This window comes from Agrobacterium sp. ICMP 6402 (genome assembly GCF_009498615.1).
Classification (GTDB): domain Bacteria; phylum Pseudomonadota; class Alphaproteobacteria; order Rhizobiales; family Rhizobiaceae; genus Agrobacterium; species Agrobacterium burrii.
This window is the reverse complement of sequence record NZ_QSNV01000001.1, coordinates 603,969-618,338: the sequence shown is the minus strand read 5'-3', so window position 1 is coordinate 618,338 and position 14,370 is coordinate 603,969. Positions and strand designations below refer to the sequence as shown.

Here is a 14,370-nt window from a genome sequence, read left to right as displayed (position 1 = left end):
GGATCATGAGGGCGAAACGGTTTTCGCCCTCACCGCCTACCCTGCGTTCGATATGAGCGAGGGAGTCTTTTCAGGGCCTTGGCGGGGTTTTCTTACAATCCGATTCCGCGCAGCAACGCCACCATGACGACGCCGAGCGTGGCGGCTGGCAACAGGCTGAGACGCAGCGCCGCAATCGCAGTCACCGCGCAGGCGATGGTTTCAGCCGGGCCGCTGGCAAGTGCGGTGGGCGTGACAACGGCCATCAGAACGGCGGGCGGCACCACACCGAGCGCCTTCTTCAGGCGGGGCGTCAGGGTGAAATGGCTGACCAGCAGCAGGCCGCCAAGCCGTGTGGCGACTGTTGCCGCCATCATGGCAAGGATCGTCAGCAGGGTATTGACATCAAGCGTCATGCCGGCTGCTCCGCCTGTTCTTCGTGACCGAAGGCAGCGACGGCAAGCCCCGCCAGGGCGCCGGCTGCAATATACCAGGCGCCCGGAACCAGCGCATGGGTGAGACAGGCGGCGGATGCGCTTGCCAGCAGCACGAAGCCTGTCTCCCTGCCCTTCCAGAACCCCATGAGCAGCACGATGAAGACGGCCGGGAAAGCGAAATCCAGACCGAGGACCGACATGTCGCCCATGACCGCGCCAAGCAGCGCGCCTGCAAGTGTGCTTAGATTCCAGAGCAGATAGATCGGCAGCGCCGCGCCGATAAAAAAGGCTGCGGTCAAACTTGCAGTCATCGCCCGAAATTCCGACAGCGCCCAGGATTCATCCGTCAGCATCAGCATGGCCGCATATTTTCGCCAGCCGGTAAAATCATCCAGCTTGCCGGCGATGGAGGCGCTCATCAGCACATGGCGCAGATTGACCAGCAACGCGGCAAAAGCGAGTGCGCTCCAGCTCGCCGGATGTGTCCACAAATCCATGGCGACAAATTGCGAGCCGCCCGCAAAGACCAGCAGCGACATCAGCGAGGCTTCCAGCGGCGACAGGCCCTTGCCGATGGCGACCGCTCCGAACACCACGCCAATCGGCACCATGGCGACCAGCAAGGGGGCAGCAGCTCTCAGCCCCGCCCCGAATTCCGTGCGCTTTTCCGATATGGACATCGCATTCTCCTTTTCAAAAAGAGTGCGATACGCCCGGAAAATCTAATGGTCTTGAATAAAAGTGACATCGCGGCGCAAACGCAGGTGGCGGATCACGCCAGCCGGAATTGCCCCGGCGTGACGCCGGTGCGCGCCTTGAAATGCCGCGTGAAATGCGCCTGATCGGCAAAACCGCAAAGCGCCGCAACATCAGCCGGCATCTCACCGGCCCGCAGCAGCCGGCGCGCCTGCCGAATGCGCACATCCGTGAGATAGGCGTGCGGCGTGATATGAAATTCTCTCCTAAACGCCCGGATCAGATGCGCGCGGCTGAGACCGGCAATCGAGGCCAGCTCCTCCAGGCCGATATCCGTCTCGTAATTGTCGGACAGATAATCCCGGGCGGCATGAACAGCCGTTTTCTCGCGGGTTTCGATGCGCAGGAGGGTGGCGCTGCCGTGCCTGCCGAACAGGGCGGCGAGAACCGAGAACATGCCCTCATCCGCTTCCAGAGCGCCGGATTTCGTTTCCAGCCGCCGGTGCGCCATCTGGAAGGCTGCGGCCATCTGCGGATCGCGCGGCAGAAACCTTGGAAAAGACGGTGTGCCGTGAAAGACCCTGCCCGTGACATCCTCGATGACATCACGCAGCAGCAAGCTGTCGGGATAGATCATCCGGTAACGATAACCGCCGCCGCCCGGCGCGCCGTCGTGAACCTCATCCGGATTGATGAGATAAAGATGCCCCGGCCCTGTCTGTTCGGTGGTGCCCTGAATGGTGGAAATCTGCGAGCCGCTTTCGATCGCGCCGATCGAGAATGTATCATGCGCGTGCGGCGAATATTCGTGGGTAAGAAAAGTCGCACTCAGACATTCCATGCCGCCGAAACGCCGGTCGCGCCAGAAACGCGTCGTTTCCGTCGCGGCAATCGGCATGACATCTATGGCCTGTTCCTGCGAAACATTGTGCATGAGCCGAGTTTAAAGCATTCGATCCTTACCGTCTTGAACAAAAGTGCTAGGGTCTGGCCGGTTCCAAAATCAACCGGGCGCATGGCATGACAGACGACTTCGAAGACACATTTGCTGAAAATGAAACCGACGCTTTCGAACACGCGCCACTAAGGCTCACCATCGATCTCGGCGCGCTCGCCGACAATTGGCGGAATATGAAAAAGCGTTCGGGAAGCGCGCGGACGGCGGCTGTCGTCAAGGCCGATGCCTATGGTCTCGGCATCGAGGATTGCGGTGCCACCCTCTACCATGCCGGCGCGCGGGATTTCTTCGTGGCGACGGTGGCCGAGGGCGCTACCCTGCGTTCCTATGCCCCGGAAGCGCGCATCTTCGTGCTATCAGGCATCTGGCAGGGGCAGGAACGGCAGGTCTTCGACAATGATCTGGTGCCGGTGCTGGCCTCCGAGGAGCAGCTGTCCTTCTGGATGGCGACGGTGGCCGAGCGTGGCGACCACCCCTGCGCGCTGCATGTGGATACCGGATTCAACCGGCTTGGGCTGCCGCTCGACGACGCGCTGTTTCTGGCCGACGACGTGACGCGGCCGGCGAGTTTCGATCCGGTTCTGGTGCTGTCGCATCTCGCCTGCGGCGATACGCCTTCTTCGCCGATGAACAGGGTCCAGCTCGAATCATTCCGCAGGGTTAGCGCCGCTTTCGAAGGTATCGAATCAAGCCTTTCGGCCTCGGCCGGTATCTTTCTCGGTCCCGACTATCATTTCGACCTCACCCGCCCCGGCATCGCCCTTTATGGCGGCGAGGCGGTCAATGACATGGCCAACCCGATGCGGCCCGTCGCCAGGGCCGAAGCGCGGATCATCCAGATACGCGAAGCAGGCGAAGGCCAGACGGTGAGCTATGGCGGCAGCTTCCTGCTCAAGCGCGCAAGCCGGCTTGCCATCGCCTCCGTGGGCTACGCGGATGGATATCAGCGTTCGCTTTCCGGTTCAGGCATTCCGCTGCGCGAAATGGGCCATGGCGGCGCATATGGCGTGGTCAATGGTTATAAGGTGCCGGTGGCCGGCCGCGTGACCATGGACCTGACCATTTTCGACGTCACGGATGTGCCCGCAAATGCCATTCGCAGCGGCGATTACATCGAGCTTTTCGGCCCGAATGTGCCGGTCGATGAGACCGCGCGGGCGGCCGGCACCATCGGCTATGAAATGCTGACAGGGCTTGGCCTGCGCTACGAGCGGCAATATCTGATGGCTGACGAGTAAGCTGAGACCTTAGCTCTTGGAAAGCGGAAGCGACCTGTGCTACAAGAGAACAAAAGGAGATCGAAATGCCCGAAATCCATTTGAGCGAGCAGGACGAGAAGTTCATTGAGGAGCAGGTGGCGGCGGGCATCTTTGAGGATGCAGATGCGGTGATATCCGCCGGTTTGCGTCTGCTTGGCAGTAAGGAAGGCAAGCTCGTAGAGCTTCAGCGACTGATCCAGGAAGGGCTAGACGATGTGGAAGCCGGCCGGGTGATGGAATTTTCCACGGCGGATGATTTAACCGCACATATTATAAAGCTCGCGGGGGAACAGAATGAAGCGAAGGCGTCTGGTGATCACCGCACGGGCGCTGGACGATCTTCTCGCCGATCATAATTATATCGCGCAATTCAATCCCGTTGCTGCAAGGCGCTTTCTGGACGATATCAACGTTAAAATGATCTCGCTGGCACGATACGGGATAACAGGCGTACCTCGGAGCTTTGCGCCGAATTTGCGGGCTTTCCCCTATCGTGATCGATGCATCTATTTCGTTGTCGATGACAAGAAGATGTATGTTCTGCGCGTGCTGCACGGCCATCAGGACATCTCCGCCAAAGATTTCAAACAAGAAGAAAACTGAAAACACATGGCCAAAGCCAAGACTCAATTCGTGTGCCAGAACTGTGGCACGGTGCATAACCGCTGGGCGGGGAAATGCGAAGGCTGCGGCGAGTGGAATACCATCGTCGAAGAAGACCCGATGGGCGGCATCGGCTCCGGCCCGGGCAAGGTGCCGAAGAAGGGCAGACCCGTCACGCTGACATCGCTGTCCGGCGAGATCGAGGAAGCACCGCGTATTCCGACCGGCATCAGCGAACTGGACCGGGCGACCGGCGGCGGTTTCGTGCGCGGTTCGGCGGTTCTGATCGGCGGCGATCCGGGCATCGGCAAATCGACCCTGCTGATGCAGGCGGCGGCCGCCCTTTCGCGGCGCGGACACCGTGTCATCTATGTTTCGGGCGAAGAAGCCGTGGCGCAGGTGCGCCTGCGAGCCCAGCGACTTGGTTCTGCAGATACCGATGTGCTGCTGGCAGCGGAAACCAATGTCGAAGATATTCTGGCGACGGTTGCGGAAGGCAAGCGGCCCGATCTCATCATCATCGATTCCATCCAGACACTGTGGAGCGACACGGCCGATTCCGCCCCCGGCACGGTGACGCAGGTGCGCACCGGCGTGCAGGCGATGATCCGGTTCGCCAAGCAGACGGGCGCGACCATGGTGCTTGTCGGCCATGTGACCAAGGAAGGCCAGATCGCCGGGCCGCGCGTGGTGGAGCACATGGTCGATGCCGTGCTTTATTTCGAAGGCGATCGTGGCCACCATTACCGCATCCTGCGCACCGTCAAGAATCGCTTCGGGCCGACGGACGAGATCGGCGTGTTCGAAATGTCGGATGGCGGTCTGCGGGAAGTCTCCAACCCCTCCGAACTGTTTCTGGGCGAGCGCAATGAAAAATCCCCCGGCGCTGCGGTTTTTGCCGGTATCGAAGGCACCCGTCCGGTGCTCGTCGAAGTGCAGGCGCTGGTGGCGGCCACCTCGCTTGGCACGCCGCGCCGTGCCGTCGTCGGCTGGGACAGTTCGCGGCTTGCCATGATCCTTGCCGTGCTGGAAGCCCATTGCGGCGTGAAGCTCGGTCAACACGACGTTTACCTGAATGTGGCGGGCGGATACCGTATTTCCGAACCGGCGGCGGATATGGCGATTGCCTCTGCACTGGTTTCCTCGCTTGCCGGTCTTGCCCTGCCGGCCGATTGCGTCTATTTCGGCGAAATCAGCCTGTCGGGTGCGGTGCGGCCGGTGGCGCACACTGTGCAGCGGTTGAAAGAAGCTGAGAAACTTGGTTTTTCCGCCGCACTTCTGCCGTCTGGTTCGGCTGAATTGCCGAAAGCGGGCAAGGGTCGCTGGACGGAAATTGAAAGCCTTCCGGACCTCGTGGCGCGCATCGCCGGCTCCGGCAACCGGTTCAAACAGGTTGAGGACGACGAATATTGATCCTTTCGCCAAGGGAAACAGTGGTGTAAGAGGATCGCAAAATTGGCAAGGCAGCGTCTGACAAGGCGTCGCACCTCCGGAGTTGGTATATGCCCATTACAATTTTCGACGGCATCGTCATCGCCGTTGTTCTTTTCTCCGCCGTTCTCGCGATGGTACGCGGTTTTTCCCGCGAGATTCTGTCGATCGCAAGCTGGGCCGGTTCGGTCGCCGCCGCCTATTATCTCTATCCGGTCCTGCTGCCCTATGCGCGCAACTATACCGATGATGACAAGATCGCCATTGCCGGTTCGGCTGGCGTCGTCTTCCTCGTCTCGCTGATCGTGATTTCCTTCATCACCTCGCGCATTGCCGATTTCATCATCGACAGCCGCATCGGCGCGCTGGATCGCACGCTCGGTTTCCTGTTCGGTGCAGCACGCGGCATTCTGCTGCTTGTCGTCGCGGTCGCCTTCTGGAACTGGCTGGTGGATGTGAAGACGCAGCCGGAGTGGGTGACGCAGGCCAAGTCCAAGCCCTTCCTCGACGTGCTGGTGGGCAAGCTGGAGGCGGTTCTGCCTGACGATATCGAGCCGCAGATCCGCGCCCGTATCCTTGGAAAACCGCAGGAACCGACGGCCGCGCAGGCGCCTGCGGAAGATGTGCCGGCAACAAATCCGCCGGCAACGAATAATTGACACGAGGGTGCGCCTTGCAATGCATGCAAGGCGCGCTATTTGTGCTAAATATCAAGCATGACACAGACAGACCGACCGGGAGACATGCTCACCGGAGGGGTCTTTCTTTTTTCTCGTTAGAGAGCAAGGGCAAGCCGGATGATTGAGCCGCTTTCGCATTCCCCGTTCCCTGGGGCCACTTTCAAGGAAGAGATCGACGGCGATACGCTGCATGAAGAATGCGGCGTTTTCGGCATTCTCGGCCATGCCGATGCCTCGGCGCTCACCGCTCTCGGCCTGCATGCGCTTCAGCATCGCGGCCAGGAAGCGGCCGGTATCGTCTCCTTCGATGGCAAGCGCTTCCACCAGGAACGCCATATGGGCCTCGTCGGCGATCATTATACCAATCCCGTCACGCTTGCCCGCCTGCCCGGCTCCATCGCCATTGGCCACACGCGTTACTCCACGACAGGCGAAGTGGCGATGCGCAACGTGCAGCCGTTGTTTGCCGAGCTGGAAGAAGGCGGCATTTCAATTGCCCATAACGGCAATTTCACCAACGGCCTGACGCTGCGCCGCCAGATCATCGCCACCGGCGCCATCTGCCAGTCGACATCGGATACCGAAGTCGTTCTCCACCTCATCGCCCGCTCGCGCCACTCCTCTACCGCCGACCGTTTCATCGACGCTATCAGGCAGATGGAAGGCGGTTATTCGATGCTGGCGATGACGCGTACCAAGCTGATCGCCGCGCGCGACCCGATCGGTATCCGTCCGCTGGTCATGGGCGAACTTGATGGCAAGCCGATCTTCTGTTCGGAAACCTGCGCTCTCGATATTATCGGCGCAAAGTTCGTGCGCGACGTTGAAAACGGCGAAGTCATCATCTGCGAAATCCAGCCTGATGGTTCGATCACCATCGATGCGCGCAAGCCCTCGAAGCCGCAGCCGGAGCGTCTCTGCCTGTTCGAATATGTCTATTTTGCCCGTCCCGATTCCGTCGTCGGCGGCCGCAACGTCTATACGACGCGCAAGAATATGGGCATGAACCTTGCCAAAGAAGCACCGCTGGAAGCCGATGTCGTTGTCCCGGTTCCCGATGGCGGCACGCCGGCAGCGCTCGGTTTTGCGCAGGCAAGCGGCATTCCCTTCGAATACGGCATTATCCGCAACCATTATGTCGGCCGCACCTTCATCGAGCCGACGCAGCAGATTCGCGCTTTCGGCGTCAAGCTCAAGCATTCCGCCAACCGGGCGATGATCGAAGGCAAGCGCGTTGTGCTGGTGGATGATTCCATCGTGCGCGGCACGACCTCGGTCAAGATCGTGCAAATGATCCGCGAGGCGGGCGCCAAGGAAGTGCATATCCGTGTCGCCAGCCCGATGATCTTTCATCCGGATTTCTACGGTATCGACACGCCTGATGCGGACAAGCTGCTCGCCAACCAATATGCCGATGTCGAGGCGATGGCGAAATTCATCGGCGCCGATTCGCTGGCCTTCCTGTCGATTGACGGGCTTTACCGCGCCGTTGGCGGCGAAAACCGCAACCATGCGCGGCCGCAGTTCACGGACCATTATTTCACCGGCGACTATCCGACCCGCCTTCTCGACCAGAATGGCGAGGCGATGGGCAGCAAGATTTCCATGCTGGCCAGCAACGGCTGATAGCCCGAATGAACAAGCGGCCGCCGGCTTCCGGGGGCCGCTTTTTTCTTGCCTTTTGTTCAGGCCGTCCCGTGCGACGATTTAATCGCTTGCAGCCGGCCGCTGTGGCTTCGTAAAAGGAGGCGCAATCATTTCGGAGGGGCAACATGACCATCAATCTCAAGGGCCGGATCGCGCTCGTCACCGGCGCTTCGCGCGGTATCGGTTATTTCACGGCGCTGGAACTGGCCAAGGCCGGCGCGCATGTCATCGCCTGCGCCCGCACGGTTGGCGGCCTTGAGGAACTGGACGACGCCATCAAGGCCGTTGGCGGCACGGCGACGCTGGTTCCCTTCGATCTCTCCGACATGAACGCCATCGATGCGCTGGGCGCTAATATCTTCGAACGCTGGGGCAAGCTCGATATTCTTGTCGCCAATGCCGGCGTTCTCGGTGTCATCTCGCCGGTTGGCCACATCGAGGCCAAGGTCTTCGAGCGGGTGATGACCATCAATGTCACCGCCACATGGCGGCTGATCCGCTCGGTTGAGCCGCTGCTGCTGCGATCGGACGCCGGCCGCGCTCTGATCCTGTCTTCGGGGGCCGCCCATAGCTGTCGCCCCTTCTGGGGTGTCTATTCCACCTCCAAGGCTGCGGTGGAAGCACTCGCCCGTACCTGGGCCGCAGAGACCGAAAAAAGCGCGCTGCGCATCAACAGCGTCAATCCCGGCGCTACACGCACCGCCATGCGCGCCCAGGCCATGCCCGGCGAAGACCCCGCAGATGTGCCGCATCCTTCCGAGGTCGCCGCCGCCATTCTTCCGCTTGCCTCGCCTGAGCTTGCCGAAACCGGCAAGCTCTTTGTCGTGCGGGACAGGAAATTCGTGGACTACCGCCTGCCGGAGTGACTATTTCATGCTCTGGGAGCCGATGCGGTCACCACGGATGCTCTTGACCGGACGGCACCGCCGCGCCATAAGGCAAGACATGAAAACAACGATCTGCACCTGCTGCTGAATAAATTTTGCTGGTTCGCCGCCGGCCAGATCGTTTTCGTCTCCCCGCAAGGTCCAACAGACAAACGGTCCGGTCAGGACAATTGACTGCCTTTAGGGAACACCCGCATGTCCTTGCGCCTCAAACTCCACAACACCCTGACACGCGAAAAGGCGGAATTTGCGCCAATCGACGCCGATAATGTGCGCATGTATGTCTGCGGCCCGACGGTCTATGATTTTGCCCATATCGGCAATGCGCGCCCGGTCATCGTGTTCGATGTTCTCTACAGGCTGCTGCGTCACGTCTATGGCGAGACCCATGTGACCTATGCCCGCAACATCACCGATCTCGATGACAAGATCAATGCGCGGGCGCTGCGCGACTATCCGCATCTGCCGCTGAACGACGCGATCCATGCGGTGACGAAAAAGACCGCCGATCAGTTCCATGAAGATGTGGCCATGCTCGGCTGCCTTCCGCCGACCGTCGAACCGCGCGCCACCGATTATATCGCCGAGATGATCGACCTCATCGAAAGACTGATCGCCCGCGGCCATGCCTATACGGCGGGCGGCGAGGTGCTGTTCGATACCCGCTCGATGGCCGACTACGGCCAGCTTTCGAAGCGGCCTCTGGACGAGCAGCAGGCGGGCGCACGCGTGGCGGTGGAAGCCCACAAGAAAACCCCCGGCGATTTCGTGCTGTGGAAACTGTCCTCGCATAACGAACCGGGCTGGGAAAGCCCCTGGGGCCGTGGCCGTCCCGGCTGGCACATCGAATGCTCGGCCATGGCCGGGCGATACCTCGGCGAGGTGTTCGACATTCACGGCGGCGGGCTCGATCTCATCTTCCCACATCACGAGAACGAAATCGCGCAATCGCGCTGCGCCCATGGCACGCATGTCATGGCCAATGTGTGGATGCATAACGGCTTCGTGCAGGTGGAAGGCCGCAAGATGTCGAAGTCCGAAGGCAACTTCGTGACCATCTATGAATTGCTGCACACGGAAAAGTTCGGCGGTCGCCAATGGCCGGGCGACGTGCTTCGTCTTGCGATGCTGATGACGCACTACCGTGAGCCGATCGACTTTTCGGTGAAGCGTCTGGAAGAGGCTGAACGTCTGCTGGCCAAGTGGCCGACGGCTGATGCCTCTGACGCGGCACCGGATGAAACGGTACTCGAGGCGCTTGCCGACGATCTGAACACGGTTGCCGCCGTGCAGGCGCTGCACGCGCTGGCGCACGCCGCCAATGTGGACGCTTCCAAGCTGCCGGCCTTCGCGGCCAGCGCCGCTTTGCTTGGTGTTTTGCCCAAGACGGCGGAAGTGGATGAGGCTATCGTTTCGGCTGTCGATGCGCTGGTGGAATTGCGGCTCGAGATGCTGAAGGCGAAGAACTTTGCGGAGGCTGACCGGTTGCGCGACGAGCTTTCGGAGAAGGGCATTCAGTTGAAGGATGGCAAGGACAAGGAGACGGGCGAGCGGACGACGACTTGGGAGTTGAAGCGGTAGGGGAGCGTGGGCGGCTGAGGCTGCGGCTCGTGGCTTACCCCCCTCTGCCCTGCCGGGCATCTCCCCCTCAAGGGGGGAGATCGATCTGCGGCGAGGTCTCGCCCATCTCACGGTGAGAGAATGAAGTTGAGGTAGCGCATCTTGCAGATCTCCCCCCTTGAGGGGGAGATGCCCGGCAGGGCAGAGGGGGGTGATGCCACACGACAGGCCCTTGCTTTCGCCCATACCATATTCCAATCTCGCAGAACCCCTTCAAGCTGCGAGCGCACTCATGCCCCACGCCAAGATCAAGCCCCGACATCGGGAATATGCTCGGCAGATGCGAAAGGCTATGACTGACCCAGAACTGAAACTCTGGAACGCGGTCCGTGCTCATCGCCTCGAAGGTCTGGCTTTCAGACGCCAGCTGCCGGTCGCCGCATATATCGTTGATTTCGCCTGTCCTTCGCATAAGATCATCTTCGAGTTAGATGGGTTTCAGCACGCGGAAGATGCTGCGGCAAACTATGATCAGCAGAGAACACAGACGTTTGAGGAACTTGGCTGGACCGTCCTCCGCTTCTGGAACGATGATATCCTCAAAGACATCGACAACGTCTGTCTCCACATTATCCGAACGGTGAAGGAGAACCAACCATGACCACCCATACCGGCGGATGCCAGTGCGGCGCGATCCGCTTTCGCGCGACCGGCGATCTGAAAGACAGCTCCGTCTGCCATTGCCGCATGTGCCAGAAGGCTTTCGGGGCTTATTATGCGCCGCTGGTCTCCGTGCGTGAGGTCGAATTCGAATGGACGCGCGGTGAGCCGAAGCGCTTCCAGTCTTCCAGTGTCGTCAAGCGCGGCTTCTGCCCGGAATGCGGCACGCCGCTGACCTATGAGGCGCCGGATGGCGTGGCGGTTGCCGCCGGTTCTTTCGACGATCCAGCCGCCCTGCCGCCGACCATTCAGTGGGGCGTCGAGCGCAAGATCGATTTCGTCGACAGCATCCACACGCTGCCCGCTGTTCCCACGGAAGACGACCTGACCTCGGTGGACTATCTCACCAACCTGATCTCCTATCAGCATCCCGACCACGACACTGAAAGCTGGCCGCCGGAGAGCAGAAAATGAGTGAATTGGGATTTTCCGGCGGCTGCCAGTGCGGTGCCGTGCGTTTTCACGCCGGCAAGCTTGGCCGGGCCTCCATCTGCCATTGCCGCATGTGCCAGAAACATTTCGGCAATTTCTTCGGCGCGCTGGTCAGCGCCGATCAGGCGCATCTGGTCTGGACACGCGGCCAGCCTGCCCTCTTCCACTCCTCAACCAAGATCCATCGCGGTTTCTGCAACAAATGCGGCACGCCGCTGACCTATCATTATCCGGGTGGCGTAGAGATCGCCATCGGCGCTTTCGATCACCCGGAGCGGATCGAGCCGCAGGTGCAGGTCAACTTTCACAAGCGCATGCCGTGGATCGAGCAGCTGTTTTCCAAACCGGCCGCGGAACAGGGCGTGGACGAGGCCGAGATCAACTCCTATCAGCATCCTGACCACGACACGCAGGTCTGGCCGCCGGAAGAAGGTCGCTGATGGGCGAGCTGACGGGCTTTTCCGGCGGCTGCCAGTGCGGCGCAGTGCGTTACCGGATCAAGGGCGGGTTGCGCTATCCGCATCTATGCCATTGCCGCATGTGCCAGAAGGCGTCGGGCAATTATTTCATGCCGCTTGCGGCAAGTAGCCTCACGCAGTTTGAGATGACCCGCGGCGAAGCATCATGGTTCCAGTCTTCCAACCATGTGCGCCGCGGTTTTTGCGGTCGCTGCGGCACGCCGCTTTTTTATGACATGCCGGGCGCCGATTTCATCAATATTACCCTTGGTTCGCTGGATGAGCCAGAGCGGATAAAACCGGAGGCGCAGTCCAATCTCACCAGCAAGATGCACTGGTTTTCCGGGCTTGACGGCTTGCCGGTCGAGCCGGAACCTGCAACGGATGATGCGCCTGCGCCGGTGAACAGCCGGCAGCATCCGGACCACGACACGGCCAAGTGGCCACCAGAGGATAGTGACCCATGACCGAAGAACTGCGCGGCTTTTACCCCGAGATCGAACCTTTCGAGACCGGCATGCTCGATGTCGGTGATGGGCATGTGATCTATTGGGAACGGGTGGGCACGCGTGGCGCGAAACCGGCGGTTTTCCTGCATGGCGGCCCCGGCGGCGGGGTGAACCCAACGCATCGCCGGGTTTTCGATCCGGCACTTTACGACGTCATCCTGTTCGATCAGCGCGGCTGCGGCCGTTCCACGCCGCATGCGGAACTGGAGGCCAACACCACCTGGCATCTGGTCGCCGACATTGAAAGGCTGCGCGAGCTTTGCGGCTTTGAAAAATGGCTGGTTTTCGGCGGCTCCTGGGGCTCGACGCTGGCGCTCGCCTATGCCGAAACCCATCCCAACCGCGTCAGCGAACTGGTTCTGCGCGGTATCTATACCGTCACCCGGCCGGAGCTGGACTGGTATTACCAGTTCGGCGTCTCGGAAATGTATCCGGACCAGTGGGAAAAATTCATAGCGCCCATCCCGGAGGCTGCGCGCGGCGAGATGATGCAGGCCTATAATCGCTATCTCACCGGCGCTGACGAGGCAAAGAAGCTTGAATGCGCCAAGGCATGGAGCCAGTGGGAAGGCGCGACCATCGCGCTCGTCACCGATCCTGACCGTGTCGAGGATTTCGGCGAAGATAAATACGCCATCGCTTTTGCGCGCATCGAGAACCACTTCTTCGTGAATGCCGGCTGGCTGGAAGAAGGGCAACTGCTGCGCGATGCCGGCAAGCTTGGGGATATTCCTGGTGTCATCGTGCACGGGCGTTACGACATGCCCTGCCCGCTGAAATATGCCTGGCAGCTGGCCAAGGCATGGCCGAAGGCGGATTTCCACATTGTCGAGGCGGCTGGACATGCGATGAGTGAGCCGGGCATTCTTGACCAGCTGATCCGCGCCAACGATCGCTTTGCCGGGAAATAAGAGTCTTTTCAGCTGCTTAAAACAGCCGGATGAGACAATGATTCATGTGGGGATTCACATGGGGTTTCACGGGGGATTTCCCGCGTGGAGCGCCCGGACGGTTACGGTAGCAGCTTATTTCAAGAGCAAAGCGCCTGTTATTCATGCAGTTTTTCTCATGAACCCTTCACGGAAATGAATTGGCGGCCATTGTGGCGATCCGCTATAAAACGCCATCCGAACAATTTTGGCGGTACTCCCCATGGCACTCGACAAATCGCTCCCGGCCCAAGAGGGCGGCGACAGCGCGCGCGGTTTTGCTTTCGCGCTCTCCGCATATCTGCTGTGGGGCTTCCTTCCCATCTACATGAAGGCGGTTGCGCATATTTCTCCGATCGAAGTCATCGTGCATCGCGTCATCTGGTCGGTGCCGATTGCAGCGGCAGTGCTGATTGCGCTGGGTCGGACAACGGAAATCCGCTCAGCACTGAAAAACCCGAAGATGCTGGCCATGGCGAGCCTCACCGCCGCCCTCATCAGCATCAACTGGGGCGTCTATATCTGGTCCATCGGCGCGGGCCGCGCGCTGGATGCCGCGCTTGGCTATTTCATCAATCCGCTGTTCAGCATCTTCCTCGGCGCTGTTCTCCTGAAGGAAAAACTCTATCCGGCGCAGATCGCAGCCATCGGCCTCGTCGCGCTGGCGGTGGCAATCCTCACCTGGCATGCCGGCAGCTTGCCCTGGGTGTCCATCGCGCTGACTGTTTCCTGGGGTTTTTACGCCTTTTTCCGCAAGACATTGCCGATTGGTGCGACGCAGGGCTTCCTGCTGGAAGTCATGCTGCTGTCCATTCCGGCCGTGCTGGTCATGGCCTGGTTGGGCTTCAGCGGACAGGCGCATTTCATGGGCGGCAATTCCGCCGACACCTGGCTTCTGGCAGCAAGCGGCGTAGTCACCGCCGTTCCGCTCATTCTCTACGGCAATGGCGCAAAACTGCTGCGGCTATCGACCATCGGCATCATGCAATATATTGCGCCGACGATGATCTTCCTCATCGCCATCTTCATCTTCGAGGAACCCTTCGACACGGTGCGGATGGCGGCGTTTGCGATGATCTGGGTGGCGCTGGCGATCTATACCGGCTCCAGCCTGATGCGGCTCAAGCGGTAATCTGGCTCCCTCCCTCGTTCCCGTGCCCGTCGCGGGAACGAGGAAAGGCAGAC

General features: G+C 60.5%; 17 protein-coding genes. 14 read left to right on the top strand and 3 right to left on the bottom strand.

All coding sequences use genetic code 11. From position 1 onward, the window contains the following. Nucleotides 1-92 precede the first annotated feature (92 nt). From DXT96_RS03140 to DXT96_RS03130, 3 genes are all read right to left on the bottom strand, one after another. The gene (locus DXT96_RS03140; RefSeq protein ID WP_153513495.1) at nucleotides 93-395 is read right to left on the bottom strand and encodes an AzlD family protein; all 303 of its coding nucleotides are present in this window, start codon (nucleotides 393-395) and stop codon (nucleotides 93-95) included. After that, nucleotides 392-1,096, bottom strand: coding sequence for an AzlC family ABC transporter permease (locus DXT96_RS03135; protein WP_153513494.1), 705 nt, complete (start codon nucleotides 1,094-1,096; stop codon nucleotides 392-394). The genes DXT96_RS03140 and DXT96_RS03135 overlap by 4 nt, the downstream gene beginning before the upstream one ends. Nucleotides 1,097-1,188: 92 nt before the next feature. Beyond that, entirely contained in the window at nucleotides 1,189-2,046 is an 858-nt protein-coding gene (locus DXT96_RS03130; RefSeq protein WP_194287536.1) for an AraC family transcriptional regulator, read from the bottom strand. Nucleotides 2,047-2,132: 86 nt separating this feature from the next. Here DXT96_RS03130 and alr point away from each other — a divergent pair, with 86 nt between their 5' ends. From alr to rarD, 14 genes are all read left to right on the top strand, one after another. Further along, the gene (gene alr, locus DXT96_RS03125; RefSeq protein WP_153513493.1) at nucleotides 2,133-3,308 is read left to right on the top strand and encodes an alanine racemase; all 1,176 of its coding nucleotides are present in this window, start codon (nucleotides 2,133-2,135) and stop codon (nucleotides 3,306-3,308) included. Nucleotides 3,309-3,373: 65 nt separating this feature from the next. Next, complete coding sequence (locus DXT96_RS03120; protein WP_153513492.1) at nucleotides 3,374-3,685, top strand: type II toxin-antitoxin system ParD family antitoxin; 312 nt, start codon at nucleotides 3,374-3,376, stop codon at nucleotides 3,683-3,685. After that, nucleotides 3,624-3,932, top strand: a complete 309-nt coding sequence (locus tag DXT96_RS03115) for a type II toxin-antitoxin system RelE/ParE family toxin (protein WP_153513491.1) — start codon at nucleotides 3,624-3,626, stop codon at nucleotides 3,930-3,932. Before DXT96_RS03120 ends, DXT96_RS03115 begins: the two co-directional genes overlap by 62 nt. Nucleotides 3,933-3,938: 6 nt before the next feature. Further along, a complete protein-coding gene (gene radA, locus DXT96_RS03110; RefSeq protein ID WP_153513490.1) occupies nucleotides 3,939-5,345 on the top strand; it encodes a DNA repair protein RadA in 1,407 nt (468 codons plus the stop codon). A gap of 89 nt (nucleotides 5,346-5,434) precedes the next feature. Beyond that, a complete protein-coding gene (locus DXT96_RS03105) occupies nucleotides 5,435-6,022 on the top strand; it encodes a CvpA family protein (RefSeq protein WP_153513489.1) in 588 nt (195 codons plus the stop codon). A 138-nt stretch (nucleotides 6,023-6,160) separates the two neighbouring features. Further along, on the top strand, nucleotides 6,161-7,669 hold the full coding sequence (purF, locus tag DXT96_RS03100) for an amidophosphoribosyltransferase (protein WP_149897961.1): 1,509 nt from the start codon (nucleotides 6,161-6,163) through the stop codon (nucleotides 7,667-7,669). Between the two features lie 146 nt (nucleotides 7,670-7,815). Beyond that, nucleotides 7,816-8,556 (top strand): SDR family NAD(P)-dependent oxidoreductase, encoded by a 741-nt coding sequence (locus DXT96_RS03095; RefSeq protein WP_149897962.1) that lies wholly within the window; start codon nucleotides 7,816-7,818, stop codon nucleotides 8,554-8,556. 216 nt (nucleotides 8,557-8,772) lie between these two features. Then, on the top strand, nucleotides 8,773-10,158 hold the full coding sequence (cysS, locus tag DXT96_RS03090) for a cysteine--tRNA ligase (RefSeq protein ID WP_153513488.1): 1,386 nt from the start codon (nucleotides 8,773-8,775) through the stop codon (nucleotides 10,156-10,158). Nucleotides 10,159-10,489: 331 nt separating this feature from the next. After that, the gene (locus tag DXT96_RS03085; protein WP_246670519.1) at nucleotides 10,490-10,798 is read left to right on the top strand and encodes an endonuclease domain-containing protein; all 309 of its coding nucleotides are present in this window, start codon (nucleotides 10,490-10,492) and stop codon (nucleotides 10,796-10,798) included. Then, a complete protein-coding gene (locus tag DXT96_RS03080; protein ID WP_153513486.1) occupies nucleotides 10,795-11,271 on the top strand; it encodes a GFA family protein in 477 nt (158 codons plus the stop codon). The genes DXT96_RS03085 and DXT96_RS03080 overlap by 4 nt, the downstream gene beginning before the upstream one ends. Beyond that, nucleotides 11,268-11,729: a GFA family protein gene (locus tag DXT96_RS03075; protein WP_153513485.1), complete on the top strand. Its 462-nt coding sequence runs from the start codon at nucleotides 11,268-11,270 to the stop codon at nucleotides 11,727-11,729. The genes DXT96_RS03080 and DXT96_RS03075 overlap by 4 nt, the downstream gene beginning before the upstream one ends. After that, nucleotides 11,729-12,214, top strand: coding sequence for a GFA family protein (locus tag DXT96_RS03070; RefSeq protein WP_153513484.1), 486 nt, complete (start codon nucleotides 11,729-11,731; stop codon nucleotides 12,212-12,214). The genes DXT96_RS03075 and DXT96_RS03070 overlap by 1 nt, the downstream gene beginning before the upstream one ends. Further along, nucleotides 12,211-13,167 (top strand): prolyl aminopeptidase, encoded by a 957-nt coding sequence (pip, locus tag DXT96_RS03065; RefSeq protein ID WP_149897967.1) that lies wholly within the window; start codon nucleotides 12,211-12,213, stop codon nucleotides 13,165-13,167. The genes DXT96_RS03070 and pip overlap by 4 nt, the downstream gene beginning before the upstream one ends. A gap of 241 nt (nucleotides 13,168-13,408) precedes the next feature. After that, the gene (gene rarD, locus DXT96_RS03060) at nucleotides 13,409-14,317 is read left to right on the top strand and encodes an EamA family transporter RarD (protein WP_153513483.1); all 909 of its coding nucleotides are present in this window, start codon (nucleotides 13,409-13,411) and stop codon (nucleotides 14,315-14,317) included. The last annotated feature ends 53 nt before the right edge of the window (nucleotides 14,318-14,370 follow it).

Bases quoted from the DNA above. Each gene is read 5' to 3' on its own strand.
- DXT96_RS03140 (WP_153513495.1), bottom strand. From the start codon at position 395: ATGACGCTTGATGTCAATACCCTGCTGACGATCCTTGCCATGATGGCG.
- DXT96_RS03135 (WP_153513494.1), bottom strand. From the start codon at position 1,096: ATGTCCATATCGGAAAAGCGCACGGAATTCGGGGCGGGGCTGAGAGCT.
- DXT96_RS03130 (WP_194287536.1), bottom strand. From the start codon at position 2,046: ATGCACAATGTTTCGCAGGAACAGGCCATAGATGTCATGCCGATTGCC.
- alr (WP_153513493.1), top strand. From the start codon at position 2,133: ATGACAGACGACTTCGAAGACACATTTGCTGAAAATGAAACCGACGCT.
- DXT96_RS03120 (WP_153513492.1), top strand. From the start codon at position 3,374: ATGCCCGAAATCCATTTGAGCGAGCAGGACGAGAAGTTCATTGAGGAG.
- DXT96_RS03115 (WP_153513491.1), top strand. From the start codon at position 3,624: ATGAAGCGAAGGCGTCTGGTGATCACCGCACGGGCGCTGGACGATCTT.
- radA (WP_153513490.1), top strand. From the start codon at position 3,939: ATGGCCAAAGCCAAGACTCAATTCGTGTGCCAGAACTGTGGCACGGTG.
- DXT96_RS03105 (WP_153513489.1), top strand. From the start codon at position 5,435: ATGCCCATTACAATTTTCGACGGCATCGTCATCGCCGTTGTTCTTTTC.
- purF (WP_149897961.1), top strand. From the start codon at position 6,161: ATGATTGAGCCGCTTTCGCATTCCCCGTTCCCTGGGGCCACTTTCAAG.
- DXT96_RS03095 (WP_149897962.1), top strand. From the start codon at position 7,816: ATGACCATCAATCTCAAGGGCCGGATCGCGCTCGTCACCGGCGCTTCG.
- cysS (WP_153513488.1), top strand. From the start codon at position 8,773: ATGTCCTTGCGCCTCAAACTCCACAACACCCTGACACGCGAAAAGGCG.
- DXT96_RS03085 (WP_246670519.1), top strand. From the start codon at position 10,490: ATGACTGACCCAGAACTGAAACTCTGGAACGCGGTCCGTGCTCATCGC.
- DXT96_RS03080 (WP_153513486.1), top strand. From the start codon at position 10,795: ATGACCACCCATACCGGCGGATGCCAGTGCGGCGCGATCCGCTTTCGC.
- DXT96_RS03075 (WP_153513485.1), top strand. From the start codon at position 11,268: ATGAGTGAATTGGGATTTTCCGGCGGCTGCCAGTGCGGTGCCGTGCGT.
- DXT96_RS03070 (WP_153513484.1), top strand. From the start codon at position 11,729: ATGGGCGAGCTGACGGGCTTTTCCGGCGGCTGCCAGTGCGGCGCAGTG.
- pip (WP_149897967.1), top strand. From the start codon at position 12,211: ATGACCGAAGAACTGCGCGGCTTTTACCCCGAGATCGAACCTTTCGAG.
- rarD (WP_153513483.1), top strand. From the start codon at position 13,409: ATGGCACTCGACAAATCGCTCCCGGCCCAAGAGGGCGGCGACAGCGCG.